The sequence below is a fragment of the Lysobacter fragariae genome (assembly GCF_054779775.1).
Genome location: NZ_BAAGXP010000006.1, coordinates 78,622 through 94,799 on the forward strand (window position 1 = coordinate 78,622; position 16,178 = coordinate 94,799).

The window sequence follows — 16,178 nt, forward strand, 5'->3', positions numbered from 1 at the left end:
TGCGGACATGGACTTCGGTCCGCTGCCGCGCCGCCATACCCGTGCCGTCACCGTCGGCGGTGTACAGGTCGGAGGCAGTGCGCCGGTCGTCGTGCAGTCGATGACGAATACCGACACCGCCGATGTCGCTTCCACCACCAAGCAGGTCGCCGAGCTGTGGCGCGCGGGTTCCGAGCTGGTCCGCGTCACCGTCAACACCGCCGAAGCCGCTGCCGCCGTGCCGCGCATCGTCGACAAGCTGGCGATGATGGGCATCAGCGTGCCGATCATCGGCGACTTCCACTACAACGGGCACCAGCTGCTGACGAACGAACCGGCCTGCGCGCAAGCCCTGGCGAAGTACCGCATCAACCCGGGCAACGTCGGCTTCGGCAAGAAGAAGGACACGCAGTTCGCGCAGCTGATCGAATTCGCGATCAAGTACGGCAAGCCGGTGCGCATCGGCGCCAACTGGGGCTCGCTGGACCAGGCGTTGGCCACGCAGCTGATGGACGAGAACCACAAGCTCGCCGAACCCAAGGACGCCGCCGACGTACTGCGCGAGGCGCTGATCCGCTCGGCGCTGGATTCCGCCGCGCGTGCGGTGGAACTGGGCCTGCCGGCCGAGCGGATCGTGCTCAGCGCCAAGGTCAGTGGCGTGCAGGAACTGATCGCCGTCTACCGTGAAATGGCCCGCCGTAGCGATTTCGCCCTGCACCTGGGCCTCACCGAGGCCGGCATCGGCAGCAAGGGCATCGTCGCTTCCAGCGCCGCGCTGGCCGTGCTGCTGCAGGAAGGCATCGGCGACACCATCCGCATCTCGCTGACGCCCGAACCCGGCCAGTCACGCACCAACGAAGTCATCGTCGCGCAGGAACTGCTGCAGACGCTGGGGCTGCGCGCCTTCACGCCGATGGTCACCGCGTGCCCGGGTTGCGGCCGCACCACCAGCACCTTCTTCCAGGAACTGGCCAAGACCGTGCAGGAACACGTCCGCGCGAAGATGCCCGAATGGAAGATCACCCATCCCGGCGCGGAGAACCTGACCCTCGCGGTGATGGGCTGCGTGGTGAACGGTCCGGGCGAATCCCGCCACGCCAACATCGGCATCTCGTTGCCGGGTACGGGCGAAGCGCCGTCCGCGCCGGTGTTCGAGGATGGCGAGAAGACAGTGACCCTGCGCGGCGAGAACATCGCGCAGGAGTTCGTCGGCCTGATTGACGGCTATGTCGCGCGGCGTTACGGGCCCGGTGCGCAGCCGCAATAACCGGCCAGTCATGGAAGGACGAAGGGATCGCGCCCGCCATCACCGGCACCGTGTGCCGCTGCTGGTCGGGTTGCTGTTGTCGCTGGCGTGCTTCGGCGCGTTGGCATCCCTGATGCGCGTGGACGTGCCGTTTTCCTTCGACGTGCCGATGCTGCGGCTGGCCCATGCGGACGCCGCGCCGTGGCTCGATCGCGCCTTCGGCTGGATCGCCAGCCTGGGCTTCGCCTACGGGGTGATTCCGTTCGACATCGTCTTCGTCATCGCGCTTGCCGTACGGCGGCGCTGGCGCGAAGCCGCGTTCGTGCTGCTGGCCCTGGGTGGTTCGGTCTGGCTCAACATCGAGTTGCGTCATCTGTTCGCACGTCCACGGCCGGAGTTGTGGGCATCGCTGGCGTATCGCGATGGCTTCGGGTTCCCCAGCGGCCACGCGATGGCGACGATGACGCTGACCTGGGTGCTTGGGCTGCTGGCGTGGCGCACGCGCTGGCGCTGGGTGCTGGTGGCGACGATGGCGGCGTTCACGCTGCTGGTGGGGATGTCGCGGCTGTACCTGGGCGTGCATTACCCGTCCGACGTGATCGCGGGTTGGGCGGCGGGCGCGGCGTGGGCGGTGGCCAGCTTCCTGCTGGTGTTCCGCGATGGGGCGCTGCCCTGGACGACAGGTCGCGGCCTGTCGCGATCGCGGGCGGACCGCACCGCGGCGTGAGCTTCGCGCCGGCGCCGGCATACACTCGCCGCATCGGGGGAATCCAGACGGTGCGCGACATGGCCTTACAGCGGCCGACCTATCCGTTGTACCTGCACATCACATTCCTGTCGGTCCTGCTGGTGCTGCTGGTGGGAGGCGCGCTGCATTGGCTGGGTGACGCGTACGCGACCCTGCACGTGCTGCTGCCATTGCTCGCGGTGGCGGTGTTGCTGGCGGTTGTCGTGGCGCATCGGCTGGCGCGTCCGCTGGCGCGCCTGGCGGAGGAGGCCGAGGCCGTGCGCCGCTTCGACTTCAGCGATCGTCCAGTGGTCCGTTCCACCGTGCGCGAAGTCGACCAGCTGGCGCACAGCGTCGACCTGATGCGCGACACCGTGCGTCGTTTCCTCGACCTGAACCTGGCGCTGGCCGGCGAGGACGACATCGAGCAACTGCTGCCGCGCGTGCTGGCGGAGATGGCGGCATCCGCCGATTCGCACAGCGGCGTGCTGTATCTCGCCAATGCGCGTGGTGATGCGCTGGTGGCCGGCGCGTTGCGCGTGGACGATGCCGATACGCCGCGACCGGTACTGCCGGAAATCCCGTTGGCTGGCGCCCCCGGGTTGATCGCACAAGCCGTGGGTTCGATGCGGCCGGCGTCCGGACGACTGTCTACGGACGAACTGGCGCGCATCGGGCTGGACGTGGCGCTGGCGGAACTCGACCTGCTGGTGCTGCCGCTGCTCAACCGCCACGACCACCTGGTCGGCGCGCTCCTGCTGTTTGGCGAACAGGCACTGGAGAAGACGCGGCAGAGCTTCGTCGCGGCGTTGTCCTCCAGCGCGGCGTTGACGCTGGAAACGCGCGAACTGGTGCGGGGCCAGAAGGACCTGTTCGAAGCGATGATCCGCATGCTCGCCGGTGCGATCGACGCACAGAGCCCTTACACCGGCGGCCACTGCGAGCGCGTGCCGGAGCTGACCTTCATGCTGGCGCGCGCGGCCTGCGATGCGACGCAGGGGCCGTACGCGGACTTCAGGCTGGATGCCAACGAGTGGGAGGCGGTGCATATCGCCGCGTGGCTTCACGACTGCGGCAAGGTCACCACGCCGGAGTACGTCGTCGACAAGGCGACCAAGCTGGAAACGATCTACGACCGCATCCACGAAGTACGCATGCGCTTTGAAGTGCTCAAGCGTGATGCGGAGATCGCGTACTGGCGAAGTGTCGCCGGCGGCGGCGACGAAGCCCTGTCGCGCCTGCAACGGGATGCGCAGTGGCAGCAGTTGGACGAGGAATTCGCCTTCGTCGCCCGCAGCAACGTGGGCGGTGAGTACCTCGCACCGGAGCAGCAGCAGCGTCTTCGCGCGATCGGCGAGCGCCGCTGGCAGCGCACGCTGGACGATCGCCTGGGACTGTCGCGCGACGAACTTGCGCGCCGCACGGGCGAACCGGCAAAGCTGCCTGCCGAGGAAAAACTGCTGGCCGACAAGCCCGAGCACCGCATCGCGCGCCCCGAAGGCGAGGGCGTCGCGCCGGACAATCCGTGGGGCTTCCGCATGGATGTGCCCGAACTGCTTTACAACCGCGGCGAGCTGCACAACCTCACCGTCAGTCGCGGCACGCTGTCGGCGGAGGAGCGCTACAAGATCAACGAGCACATGGTCCAGACCATCATGATGCTCACCCAGTTACCGTTCCCGCGACACCTGCGGGCCGTGCCGGAAATCGCCGGTGGCCACCACGAGAAGATGGATGGCACAGGCTATCCGAAGCGGCTCACGCGTGAACAGATGAGCCCGGTGGCGCGGATGATGGCGATTGCCGACATCTTCGAAGCGCTGACTGCCGCGGACCGTCCGTACAAGCCCGGCAAAACGTTGTCGCAGGCGTTGTCGATCATGGCGAAGATGCGCGCCGAGCAGCACATCGATCCGGAGCTGTTCGAGCTGTTCCTTCGCTCCGGCGTGTACCGCGACTACGCGCAGCGGTTTATGCGGCCCGAGCAGATCGACGAGACGGCCATCGAGTCGTACCTCGAAGGTAACTAGGCGCGGCGCCATGCTGGGCCGGGGCTCTGCTCCGGCCTGTTCAGCCCTGGCCCGGAGAACCGGGGAGGCCATTTCCGGTGGCGGCTACGGCCCGCGCCAGTTTTGGTTACCATGCAGCGGCGCGCGACGTCCCGGCACAGCCGGGGGTTCTAGCCCGCCATGAAATCCAGGGCACGACGCCGAGCCGGGGGCTTGGTCTGCTATCTGGGGGACTTCACATCACTTTGGGGAAAGTCATGTTGAAACACGCAAGGTGGGCGGGCGCTTTGGCGCTGACTGCCCTGGTAGCGGCGGCATTGGCAGCGACCTACGGGTCGAGCGACCAGCAGGTCGCGACCGTACAGGGAGGCCAGCAAGCGGCCACTCGGGAATCAGTCAACGCATTGATGGCAATGGTCATCAACGAGGCGACCTTCAATCAGGGAACCGGCGTCAATACGCCGGCGAAGAAGCCGGACACGGCGACGCCCAACCGTCCGGGTACCTACATCGTCGTCTACAACGACGACGCACTGGCCACTTACCAGGGCACCATCGCGGGCTTGGCGGCGCCATCCCGCAAGACGGTTGCCACGGGCAAGTACAAGCTGGACACCCATAGTGCGGACGCGCGCCGCTACGTCGGTTACCTGCAACGCGTGCAGGTCCGCATGGAGCAGGCGATCTCCAGGGCCGTGCTGCACCGCGTGCCGGTGCGCGCGCGCATGCAGCACGCCATCAACGGCATCATCGCGGACCTGACCCCGGCCGAAGCCCGGATCGTGGCCGAGCTGGGCAATGTCCGCCTGGTCGAGCCGTACCGCGAATACGCTGTGGATACCGATGTCGGTCCGGCGCTGATCGGTGCTCCGACGGCCTGGGCCGGCAGCGTGGGCGAGTACTACAACTCGGCCAGCCCGGTGCAGGGCGAGGGCGTCGTCGTAGGCATCATCGATACCGGCATCAATTTCGGCAGCCCGTCTTTCGCTGCCACTGACCCGATCGACGGCTACGTCCACGTCAACCCGCTTGGGGCGGGCACCTACCTGGGCACCTGTGCCTCCGGCGGCGTGGACGATGGACGCTGCAACAGCAAACTGATCGGCGGCTATGACTACGTCTGCGGCGCGCCCACCAATGCATGCACCACGGCGGGCCTGCGTGAGGAACCCGGTTTCGGCGACACCAACAGCCATGGTAGCCACACGGCGTCCACGACTGCGGGCAACCATCGCGATGCCATGTTCGCCAGCGCAATGCGCCGCATCTCGGGCGTGGCGCCGCGCGCCAACATCATTGCCTACGACGTCTGCTACACCACGATTTCCACGGGCCAGGGCTCCTGCCCTAACACCGCGACGGTGTCGGCGGTCAACCAGGCGATCGCCGACGGTATCGTCGACGTCATCAACTACTCGATCAGCGGCGGCAACGAGCCCTGGACGGACGCGACGTCCCTTGCGTTCCTCAATGCAGTCGATGCCGGCATCTATGTCGCTGCTTCGGCAGGTAACAGCGGCCCGGGCCCCAATACGCTCGGGCACCTTGAACCCTGGGTGGCGAGCACTGCGGCTGCCCAGCATGGCCGTGGTGGCTTCTCTTCCCTGTTGAACGTCACTGGCCCGGCGCCGGTGCCGGCCGGACTGCAGCCGTTGATCCTGACCAACGGCACGGGGGGCGTCGACATTACGGTGGCGCTGCCCGGCACGACACCGCTCAAGGTCAGCGCGGGTATCGACACCACGACGGACGGCTGTGCCGCGTTTGCGGCCGGTGAGTTCACGGGGGCGATCGCGGTGATCCGCCGCGGTGGGTGCACGTTCGCCGTCAAGGCCAACAACGCAACGGCCGCCGGCGCGGTGGCGGTGGTCATCGCCAACAATACGGCTGGCGCCATCCTGCCCTCGGTTCCGGGCACGACGGTTCCGGTCTTCTCCGTCCTCCAGTCCGAAGGCGATACGATCCGCAACTTCGTGGTCGCCAACCCGACTGCCACGGCGAGCATCGGCCTGCCGGTGGCATTGCCGAATACGCCTGACGTGCTGGGTTCCTTCAGCTCGCGTGGCCCGGCGGGCCGGTTCGACCTGGTCAAGCCGGATATCACCGCGCCTGGCGTGAACGTCCTGGCGGTGATTGCCGGTACCACGGTCACCGGTTCGGAGAACCTGATCGGCCTGATGAGCGGTACCTCGATGGCATCGCCTCACCATGCCGGTGCCGCAGCGCTGGTCCGCGAAGCGCGTCCGACCTGGACGATGCCGGAAATCAAGTCGGCGCTGATGATGACGGCGACGCCGACCGTCTACACCGAAGACTCGGTCACCCTGGCGAATCCGTTCGCACGTGGTGCAGGCCGCATCCGCGTTGATCGTGCGATCCGCGCTGGTCTGGTGCTCAACGAAACGACGGCCAACTTCACGGCCGCCAATCCGGACAGCGCCGGCAACCCGACCACCCTCAACCTGCCCAGCCTCGGCAACGGCAAGTGCTTCCCGACCTGCACGTTCGTTCGTACCTTCCGCAACCCGGGTACCACGATTGGCCTGTGGCGGATCAGCATGAGCGGCGTGCCGGGTACGGTGAGCCCGTCGCTGATGTGGGTCCTGCCGGGCCTGACCCGCAGCGTGACCTTCACGGTCAACGCCGCAGGCCTGCCCGCTGACGGCAGCTGGAGCTTCGGCCAGGTACTCATGGAATACCGCGAAAGCGGTGGCCGGGTGAATGACTACGCCGCGCTGCGCCTGCCTATCGCCGTCTCCGTGCCTGCACCTATCGTTTCGGTGCCGTCGCTGGTGAATGCCACCGCCACCGCGGGCGCTGGCACTGCGAGCTTCAACATCGGCAACATCGGTGGCTCCACGCTGAACTACGTGGTGAGCAACAGCGGCAACGGTGTCGTGGCTCCGTATACCGCGGACAGCACGGGCGTCAGTTCGGGTTTCCGCAGCATCATCTACACGGACCCGGCGACTGCCGGCAACAACGCGCAGTTCTCGGGTGACGACTTCACTGTCACCGAGACCACGAACATCTCGTCGCTGAAGACCGAGGGCTTCGTCGTCAGCGGTGCAGCGCTGACGGCGGCGGCCGTGAACATCACCTGGAGCCTCTATCCGGATGCGGGCGGGGTGCCCGCGGGCAATCCGCAGTCGAATCCGGGTGCGGCCGTCTGGTCGTACACGGCAGCTCCGACCGCCGCGGGCGTGTCGATCGGAACGTCGGCGAATGGCAGTGGCAGCTCGATCACGCTGAACCTCGCGACTGCCGGCCAGAACGTGGCGCTGCCCCCGGGTACCTACTGGCTGGTGGTGAGCACGCGCGGCACGTTTGCCAACCGCTGGGCTCATTTCGGCTCGAACACTGGCAATGGCTCGTTCGCGTCGATCACCGTGTCCACGTCGAACGTGGGTAGCTGGGCGTCGAATACCGCCTTCTCCGGCCTGTCGATGGTGATCAAGGGAACTGTCGCCTGCGGTGCACCGTGGTTGGGTGCGGCGGTCCCGGCATCGGGTGCGCTGGCGCCCGCAGCCAGTCAACTGACGTTGGTGGGACTGAACAGCGGCGGCATGGCGGCGGGAAGCTACCGCGCCAACGTATGCGTGAGCAGCAACGATCCGGTCACGCCGGTCGCAGCGGTTCCGATCGTAATGACCGCCAACTGAGCGTATCCATCGAGTAACACGAGAGGCCCGGGTAACACCGGGCCTCTTTTTTTGTGCGCGGACCTTGTGGGGCGGTTGTCGCTGATCTCCGGCGATGGCTGTCGCATTCATTGCGAGTGCGGGACGCGTGCAGCGATCCCACCAGTCGGGTGTCGGCGTGCGGCGCAACCGGCGCGACGATGGCAGCGATCTTGTTCGCCGCCATCAGGCGGGCTGGGACACGCAGTCAGGGCTGCTCAGTTGGACGGATCCACTGCGGAGAGTGGGATGCCGCAACGCGGGCGTTGCCTACTCACCCGGCTTGGCCGCTTCCACCGGCGCACTCGTCTCGTGCGTCCGCGCGAGTTGCGCCTCGCGATGGGCGATGTACGCGTTGGCCGCGAAGATGATGCCGGCGCCGATCACTGTCCAGCGGTCGAGCTTCTCATCGAAGACCAGGTAGCCGAACACTGCCACGATCGGCAGCTGCATGAAGCTGATCGGGGTCAGCGCCGAGACGTCGCCCAGCTTCAGCGCGCGCGTCCAGAACATGTGGCCGCCCGTACCGAGCACGCCGGCTGCCGCCACCCACAGCCACGTGATTCCCTGAGGCCACTGCCACACCCACAGCGCAGGTCCGAGCGACAGCGGCACCCACAGCAGTGTGGTCCACAGCACGATGCGGTCGGCCGGTTCGACGCGCGAGAGCTGCTTGATCTGGATCGACACGATGCCGCTGAGCACCGCCGCCGACAGCGCCACCAGCGTACCGTGGCTGAAACCGACGGTACCCGGTCGCACGATCACCATGACGCCGAGAAAGCCCACCGCCACCGCCGCCCAGCGACGCGCGCGGACGTGTTCGTGCAGGAAGATCACCGCAGCGATCGTGACGAAGATCGGCGTCGAGTAGGACAGCGACACCGCCTGCGCGAGAGGTAGGTGACCGATCGCCCAGAAGCCGCAGAACATCGATACCACGCCGACGATGCAACGGACGAAGTACCGCGGCAGCTGCGTCGTGCGCAGCAGGCCGGGGCCGTGCTTCACCAGCAGCGGCAACGCCGCGACCACGCCGAAGAAGTTGCGGAAGAACGCGATCTCGAACGTGTGCAGCGACGAGGACGCCAGCCGGATCACCACCGCCATCAGCGCGAAGAACACGGTGCTGACCAGCATCAGTACGGCGGCGCGTGCGTGGGCGTTCATGCAGCTGGGGATTTTGCTTTCGGGCCCAGAAAGTGGGGCGCAGGCGGGCAGGGCGGAGCGCGGAGCAACCAGCTCACCATGTCGCGCCGATCACCCGTGGTTCCGGTTCCAGTTCAACGCCGAAACGTTCGCCAATAGACGCCGCGATCCGACGTGCCAGGTCGAGCAGCTGCAGGCCGCTCGCGTTGCCGTGATTCACCAGCACCAGCGCGTGCGATTCGGCGACGCCCGCATCGCCGTCGCGATGTCCCTTCCAGCCGCACTGGTCGATCAGCCACGCAGCCGAGAGCTTGCGCGTGGCATCGCTGTTGCCGCGGAACACCGGCAGCGCATCGTGCCGCGCTTTCAGCGCGTCGGCCTGTGCGACGGGGACGATCGGATTCTTGAAGAAGCTGCCCGCGTTGCCGATCACGGCCGGATCGGGCAGCTTGCGGCGGCGGATCGCGATCACCGCATCGGCGACGTGGCGCGGCGTCGGGTTGATGACGCCCATCGTCGCCAGTTCCTCGCGGATACCGGCGTAGTCGAGCTTCAGGTCCGGCACGCGGGGTAGCGCGAACTCGACCGCGGTGACGATGTAGCGATCCACCTGCTGCTTGAACAGGCTGTCGCGATACGCGAAGCGGCACGCGTCGGCGTCCAGGCGATGTACTTGCCCGGTCGCGGGTTCGAAGGCTTCCACGCAGTGGATGAACTCGCGCACTTCCACGCCGTAGGCGCCGATGTTCTGGATCGGCGCGGCACCGACGGTACCGGGGATCAGCGCCAGGTTCTCCAGCCCGGCCAGGCCGTGCTTGAGCGTGCGCATGACGAAGTCGTGCCACTCCACGCCTGCGTCGGCGCGGACGACGACACGGCCTGCGGCCGGCGCGTCCTGCGGCGCGTCCACGTAGGTGACGCGATGTCCCGTCAGCGCCAGCACCGCGCCCTGCGGATTGCCGGCGAACAGCAGGTTGCTGCCGCCACCGAGCACCAGCGAAAGGCGATCGGCGAAATCCGGGTCGGCGAACAGCGCCGGCAATGCGGCGGCGTCGGCGACTTCCACCAGCACGGGTGCACGCGCTTCCACACCGAAGGTATTGCGCGAACGCAGCGAGGCGTCGCGCGCGATGTGGATGGCGTCGCTCATGCGTCGATCAGATCTCCGGGGGCAGGTTGCCGCGGCTGGGGGCTTCCTTGCGGCGACGCATGGCTTCCACGCATTCGTGCACCAGCGCCGGACCGCGATAGACCAGTCCGGTGTAGCACTGCACCAGCGTCGCACCGGCCGCCGTCTTGGTCACCGCGTCGGCGCCGCTGACGATGCCGCCCACGCCGATCAGCGGAATGGATTCGGGCAGGCGCGTGCGCAGCATCCGCAGGATCGTGGTCGACAACCCCATCAGCGGGCGGCCTGACAGGCCACCGGTTTCGTTGGCGTGCTCGGAGCCCTCTACTATCGTGCGCAACACCGTGGTGTTGGTGGCGATCACGCCGTCCACTTCCAGGTCTGCCAGCACGCGAGCGGCGGCGTCGACGTCGTCCTCGGACAGGTCCGGTGCGATCTTCACCAGCATCGGCACGCGCTTGCCGTGTTTCGCGCCCAGCCGCTCCTGTTCCTCGCGCAGCGTGCCGACCAGGCGGCGCAGCGACTGTTCTTCCTGCAGTTCACGCAGGCCGGCAGTGTTGGGTGAGGAGATGTTGACGGTGACGTAGTCCGCCAGCGGATAGACGCGCGACAGGCAGTACATGTAATCGCCTTCGGCCGCGTCGTTGGGCGTGTCCTTGTTCTTGCCGATGTTGATGCCGAGCAGCCCGCCCTTGCGCTGTGCGCGCTCGACGTTCTTCACCATCGCCTCGATGCCGTCGTTGTTGAAGCCCAGGCGGTTGATGACGGCCTCATGCTCCGGCAGGCGGAACATGCGCGGCTTCGGATTGCCGGCCTGCGGGCGCGGCGTGACCGTGCCGACTTCGACGAAACCGAAACCCAGCGACAGCAGCGCGTCGATGTGCGCGCCGTTCTTGTCCAGCCCGGCGGCGAGTCCCACCGGGTTGGGGAAGGTCAGCCCGAACGCCTTGGTTGGCAACGGCGCCGACTTGCGCGTCAGCAGCGGGTTGAGCCCGGTGCGGTACGCGGCTTCCATGGCCTTGAGACCAAGGCCATGCGCCTTCTCGGCATCCAGTCCAAACAGGAACGGGCGGGCGAGTCCGTACATGCTTACAGGTCGAACTTGATGCCCTGCGCGAGCGGCAGCGAGTCGGAGTAGTTGATCGTGTTGGTCTGGCGGCGCATGTAGGCCTTCCACGCATCCGAACCCGATTCGCGACCGCCGCCGGTTTCCTTCTCACCACCGAAGGCGCCGCCGATTTCCGCGCCCGAAGTGCCGATGTTGACGTTGGCGATGCCGCAATCGGAACCCGACGCGGCGAGGAACGCTTCGGCCGCCTTGAGGTTGGTGGTGAAGATCGACGACGACAGGCCCTGCGGCACGGCGTTCTGCATGTCGATGGCTTCGTCGATCGTCTTGAACTTCATGACGTAGAGGATCGGCGCGAAGGTCTCGTGCTGCACGATCTCGGCTTCGTTGGTGAGGCCGGTGACGATCGTCGGCAGGACGAAGTTGCCCTTGCCTTCGATCGCGGCACCGCCGGTCTCGATCTTGCCGCCGGACGCCTTGGCCTTGTTGACCGCATCGAGGTACGCATCGACGCCGTCCTTGCTGTTGAGCGGGCCCATCAGGTTCTTCGGGTCGGTCGGATCGCCGATCTTGCCTTCGACCTGCTTGTAGGCGGTGATCAGCTTGCCCAGCACTTCGTCGTACATCGACTCGTGCACGAACAGGCGGCGCGTGGTGGTGCAGCGCTGGCCGGCGGTGCCGACGGCGCCGAACACGATCGCCGGGATCGCCAGCTTCAGGTCGGCGGTCTGGTCGACGATGATCGCGTTGTTGCCGCCGAGCTCCAGCAGCGAGCGACCCATGCGGTGGGCGACGCGCTCACCGACCATGCGGCCGATCTTGGTCGAACCGGTGAAGCTGATCAGCCCGACGCGACGGTCGTCGACGAACTGCTGCGCCAGGTCGGCGCCGGCATCGTTGAACAGGAAGAAGATGTCCGGGAAGCCGCCCTTCTTCAGCGCTTCGTTGCAGATCTTCATCGAGGCGATGGCCGAGAGCGGGGTCTTCGGCGACGGCTTCCACACGGTGATGTCACCGCAGATGGCGGCGACGAACGAGTTCCACGCCCACACGGCGACCGGGAAGTTGAACGCCGAGATCACGCCGACGATGCCGATCGGGTGCCACTGTTCGTACATGCGGTGGCCCGGACGCTCGGAGTGCATGGTCAGGCCGTACAGCTGGCGCGACAGGCCGACGGCGAATTCGCCGATGTCGATCATTTCCTGCACTTCGCCGTCGCCTTCCGGCTTGGACTTGCCCATTTCCAGCGCGACCAGCGAACCCAGCGCGTCCTTGTGCGTGCGCAGGGCGTCGGCGCACAGGCGGATGGCTTCGCCGCGACGCGGGGCCGGCGTGGTGCGCCAGACCTTGTAGGCGGCCTGGGCGCGCTCGACGATGGTGTCGTAGTCGGCCTTCGACGAGGCCATCACGCGGCCCAGTACCTCACCCGTGGTCGGGTTGACCGGCTCGATCACGCCGGCGTCGTTCGTGGCCGACCACTGGCCGCTGCCGAGGTAGGTGCCGGATTCGTTGTCGGTCAGGCCGAGGGCGGAGAGGACGGGGTGCGTCATGGGGGAAACTCCAGAGAGGAAATCGGGGTGCGCCTGAAGGCGCAGTGGCACGCAAGCGTGCCGTGGATGCTGGCGGCCCCGACACGATTCGAACGTGCGACCTGTCCCTTAGGAGGGGACCGCTCTATCCAACTGAGCTACGGGGCCATAAGGGGCGGAATTATCGCAGAGAAAGGGCGGCGCCGGCCCACCATGAGCAATCGGCACTCGTTTCAATGATGCCGCGCCGGCGGCCCGGGATGCCGGCTGACGAGCTTCCCCCGATGGCGCCACCGCGAAGCCACGGGAACTCGAATCAACGCCGACAACGGACCCGCGCTGCAGCTCGACAGAGCCCCCAAAAGCAGAACGCCCGGATCTCTCCGGGCGTTCCGTGTTGCCTTGGCTTGGGATGCGCGACTACTTCGCGTGCCCCTTGTCGCCGCTGCCGGTTGCCGGTGCTTCCGACACCAGGCCGCGACGCTCCAGCAGCGGTTCGATCTGCGGGGCGTGGCCGGCGAAGTTGCCGAACAGCACCATCGCGTCCTGGCTACCGCCGCGCGACAGCAGGGTGTCGCGGAAGTGGTCGCCGTTCTCGCGGGTCAGGCCGCCGTGCTGCTTGATCCACTCCACCGTGTTGGCGTCCAGCACTTCCGACCAGATGTAGGCGTAGTAGCCGGCCGAGTAGCCGCCCATGATGTGGCTGAAGTACGGCAGGCGGTAACGCGGCGCGACGGCGGCGTAGTCCAGGCCGTTCTTCTTCAGCGATGCCGCTTCGAAGGCCATCACGTGCGCTGCGTCCGGCACCTTGTCCGCGGTGACCTGGTGCAGGTCCTGGTCGGTCATGGCTGCGCCCAGGTAGGCGGTGGTGGTGAAGCCCTGGTTGAACTTCGACGCGGCCAGCACCTTGTCCAGCAGGGCCTTCGGCATCGGTTCGCCGGTCTGGTAGTGCTTGGCGTAGTTGGCCAGCACTTCCGGCCAGTCCGACCACATCTCGTTCACCTGCGACGGGTACTCGACGAAGTCGCGCGGCACGTTGGTGCCCGCGAAGTACGGGTACTTCACGTTCGAGAACATGCCGTGCAGCGCATGGCCGAACTCATGGAACATCGTGGTGACCTCGTCCCAGGTCAGCAGCGTCGGCTGGCCGGCCGTGGGCTTGGGGATATTGAGGTGGTTGGCGATCACCGGATGCGTGCCCATCAGGCCGGACTGGCTGACGTACTCGTTCATCCACGCGCCACCGCGCTTGGAGGGGCGGGCGTATTCGTCGGCGAGGAAGATCGCCAGCTGCTTGCCGTCCTTGTCGAAGACGTCATAGACCATCACGTCCGGCTGGTAGACCGGCAGGTCGGTGCGCTGCTTGAAGGTCAGGCCGTAGAGCTTGTTGGCGGCGAAGAACACGCCGTTCTCCAGCACGTTCTTCATTTCCAGGTAGGGCTTGAGCTCGGCTTCGTCGAAGTTGTACTTGGCCTGGCGCACCTTTTCGCTGTAGTAGGCCCAATCCCACGGCTGCAGTTCGAAGGTGGGCTGGCCCTTGGCCTTCTGTTCCTCGTCGATCGTCTTCTGCAGTTCGGCGCCTTCCTTGCGGGCGTTGGCGACGGCGGCCGGGGCAAGCTTGCCCAGCATCGCGTTGACGGCTTCGGGGTTCTTGGCGGTCTCGTCTTCCAGCGTGTAGGCGGCGTGGGTGGGGTAGCCCAGCAGGTTGGCGCGTTCGGTGCGCAGCTTGATCACCCGGGCGACCAGCGCCGTGGTGTCGAACTCGTTGCCGCGGCTGCCGCGGGCGATGGAGGCCTTGTACAGGCGTTCGCGCGTGGCGCGATCCTGCAGCTGCGACAGCGCCGGCTGGGTGGTGGTGTTGAGCAGGGCGATCGCGAACTTGCCTTCCTGGCCGCGCGACTTGGCGGCTTCGGCGGCGCCGGCGATCTGTTCGTCGGACAGGCCGGCGAGCTGGGCCTTGCTGTCGACGATGACGGCCGATGCGTTCACTTCCTTCAGCACGTTCTGGCTGAACTGCGTGTCCAGCGAGGCCAGTTCGGCGTTCATCGCCTTCAGGCGGACCTTGTCGGCGTCCGACAGGCTGGCGCCGGCGTGGATGTAGTCGGTGTAGTACTTCTCGACCAGGCGCTTGGACTCGGCGTCCAGGCCGGCGGCGTCGCGGCCTTCGTACACGGCCTTGATGCGGGCGAACAGCTTGGGATTCAGGCGGATCGCGTCAGCGTGCGCGGCGAGCTTGGGCGAGTACTCGGCCTCGATCTTGTCGCGCGCGTCGTTGGTGTCGGCGCCGCTGAGGTTGCCGAAGATGGTCAGGCCGCGGCGCAGCAGCTGGCCGGACTTCTCCAGGGCGACGATGGTGTTGTCGAAGGTCGGCGCGGCGTCCGAGTTGGCGATCGCGTCGACTTCCTGCAGCTCTTCCTTCATGCCGCGATCGAAGGCCGGCGCGAAGTCGCTGTCCTGGATCTTGTCGAACTGCGGGTACTGGAACGGCAGCGGGCTGGCCGTGAAGAGCGGATTGACGTGTTCGGTCACGGTGGTCTTGGCTGCGGGAGCGGATTCGTGGGCGAGGGCCGGGGCGGAGGCGACGGCGAGTGCGGCGGCCAGGGCCAGCGCGAGCGGGTGCTTCATTTCGACAATCTCAGCGAGGGGAGTCGGGAGGGTACCCGAAGCTCACCGGCTGCGGCCCCTGACGAAAGGCACAGGGGGCGTATGGCGCGGGCTTCGGTCAGGGCCTGCTCTGTTGTTGACGGGCGCCGCCGTGTGCACGCCGGCATCCGGCACAACCTGAATGCGGAAAAGCGCAGATATTGCGGGGCTTGGGCCGATCGGCCAACCCCGCAATGCTCCGCCGACCGGGCCGGTGCGGTCGTCAGGCGTGCTTTGCCGAATTTGCCCGGATCGCGGCCGCCAAGTAGACGGCCAGTCCCTCGCCGTGGCGGTCGTAGAAATCGCGGAAGCGTTCGTCGGCTTCGTACATGTCGGCCAGTCCGCAGTGCATCGCGTAGTTGCACGGGTAATAGCGCTGGTCGATCTGCTCGCGGTGGCGCTCGGCGACGGCCATGGCAGGTGCGCTGTCGGCGGCGTGGCCGGCGTGGCGGATCTCGAGCAGTTCGCGGATGAGGGCCAGCTGCTCGGCCTGTGCCTGTTCGAAGTCGGCGCGCTGGTAGCCGGCCGTGCGGCGGCGCGACTCCTTCCAGGCGTCGGTGTGGCCCCAGCGTTGTTCGGCTTCCTTGGCGTACTCGGCGTTCTCGAACTGCTCGAAGCCGTCGAAGAGTTTTTCGGTGGTCATTGTTGTGCGCTCCTGCATGGATTGAAGGGTCGCATCGACCGCACGCAGTACCGCGTCGGCATGGCGTCGCTGCTGTTCGACGACGCCGCGCTGTTCCAGCAATGCCGCGTGCTGGCGCTCCGGCGGGGCGTCGACCAGCTCGCGTACGGCGTCCAGGCCGAAGCCCAGTTCGCGGAACAGCAGCACCCGGCGCAGGCGGTGCAGGTCATCGTCGGTGTAGAGGCGATAGCCGGCGGCGCTGCGGTGCGAAGGCTTGAGCAATCCGATCTCGTCGTAGTGGTGCAGCGCCCGCACGGTGAGGTGGGTGAGGGCGGCGACCTGGCTGACGGTGTGGTGCCTGGGCTGTTTCATTGCGTCTGCGGTAGGGGTGGG

10 protein-coding genes and 1 tRNA gene are annotated in these 16,178 nt (G+C 66.9%); 4 read left to right on the forward strand and 7 right to left on the reverse strand.

The genetic code is table 11. The features are described from left to right. Positions 1-7: 7 nt before the first annotated feature. From ispG to ACYVD7_RS06415, 4 genes are all read left to right on the forward strand, one after another. Positions 8-1,246 carry a flavodoxin-dependent (E)-4-hydroxy-3-methylbut-2-enyl-diphosphate synthase gene (gene ispG, locus ACYVD7_RS06400; protein ID WP_460761838.1) on the forward strand — a complete coding sequence of 413 codons (1,239 nt, stop codon included), beginning with the start codon at positions 8-10 and terminating at the stop codon, positions 1,244-1,246. Positions 1,247-1,256: 10 nt separating this feature from the next. Then, positions 1,257-1,952 (forward strand): phosphatase PAP2 family protein, encoded by a 696-nt coding sequence (locus tag ACYVD7_RS06405; RefSeq protein ID WP_460760556.1) that lies wholly within the window; start codon positions 1,257-1,259, stop codon positions 1,950-1,952. A gap of 59 nt (positions 1,953-2,011) precedes the next feature. Continuing rightward, positions 2,012-3,982, forward strand: a complete 1,971-nt coding sequence (locus tag ACYVD7_RS06410; protein ID WP_460760559.1) for an HD domain-containing phosphohydrolase — start codon at positions 2,012-2,014, stop codon at positions 3,980-3,982. Positions 3,983-4,218: 236 nt separating this feature from the next. After that, positions 4,219-7,623, forward strand: coding sequence for a S8 family serine peptidase (locus tag ACYVD7_RS06415; RefSeq protein ID WP_460760562.1), 3,405 nt, complete (start codon positions 4,219-4,221; stop codon positions 7,621-7,623). 288 nt (positions 7,624-7,911) lie between these two features. Here the strand turns inward: ACYVD7_RS06415 and ACYVD7_RS06420 are convergent, their stop codons facing one another. The 7 genes from ACYVD7_RS06420 to ACYVD7_RS06450 all read right to left on the reverse strand — a co-directional run bounded on the left by ACYVD7_RS06420 (position 7,912) and on the right by ACYVD7_RS06450 (position 16,157). Then, positions 7,912-8,811, reverse strand: a complete 900-nt coding sequence (locus ACYVD7_RS06420; protein ID WP_460760565.1) for a DMT family transporter — start codon at positions 8,809-8,811, stop codon at positions 7,912-7,914. A 73-nt stretch (positions 8,812-8,884) separates the two neighbouring features. Further along, on the reverse strand, positions 8,885-9,940 hold the full coding sequence (gene murB, locus ACYVD7_RS06425; protein WP_460760568.1) for a UDP-N-acetylmuramate dehydrogenase: 1,056 nt from the start codon (positions 9,938-9,940) through the stop codon (positions 8,885-8,887). A gap of 7 nt (positions 9,941-9,947) precedes the next feature. Beyond that, on the reverse strand, positions 9,948-11,006 hold the full coding sequence (locus tag ACYVD7_RS06430) for a quinone-dependent dihydroorotate dehydrogenase (protein WP_460760571.1): 1,059 nt from the start codon (positions 11,004-11,006) through the stop codon (positions 9,948-9,950). A gap of 2 nt (positions 11,007-11,008) precedes the next feature. Then, entirely contained in the window at positions 11,009-12,541 is a 1,533-nt protein-coding gene (gene amaB / locus ACYVD7_RS06435) for an L-piperidine-6-carboxylate dehydrogenase (RefSeq protein WP_460760573.1), read from the reverse strand. A 70-nt stretch (positions 12,542-12,611) separates the two neighbouring features. Next, positions 12,612-12,688 (reverse strand) — tRNA-Arg (locus ACYVD7_RS06440). Positions 12,689-12,940: 252 nt separating this feature from the next. Continuing rightward, a complete protein-coding gene (locus tag ACYVD7_RS06445) occupies positions 12,941-15,145 on the reverse strand; it encodes a M3 family metallopeptidase (RefSeq protein ID WP_460760576.1) in 2,205 nt (734 codons plus the stop codon). Positions 15,146-15,386: 241 nt separating this feature from the next. Next, complete coding sequence (locus ACYVD7_RS06450) at positions 15,387-16,157, reverse strand: MerR family transcriptional regulator (protein ID WP_460760578.1); 771 nt, start codon at positions 16,155-16,157, stop codon at positions 15,387-15,389. Between the last annotated feature and the right edge of the window lie 21 nt (positions 16,158-16,178).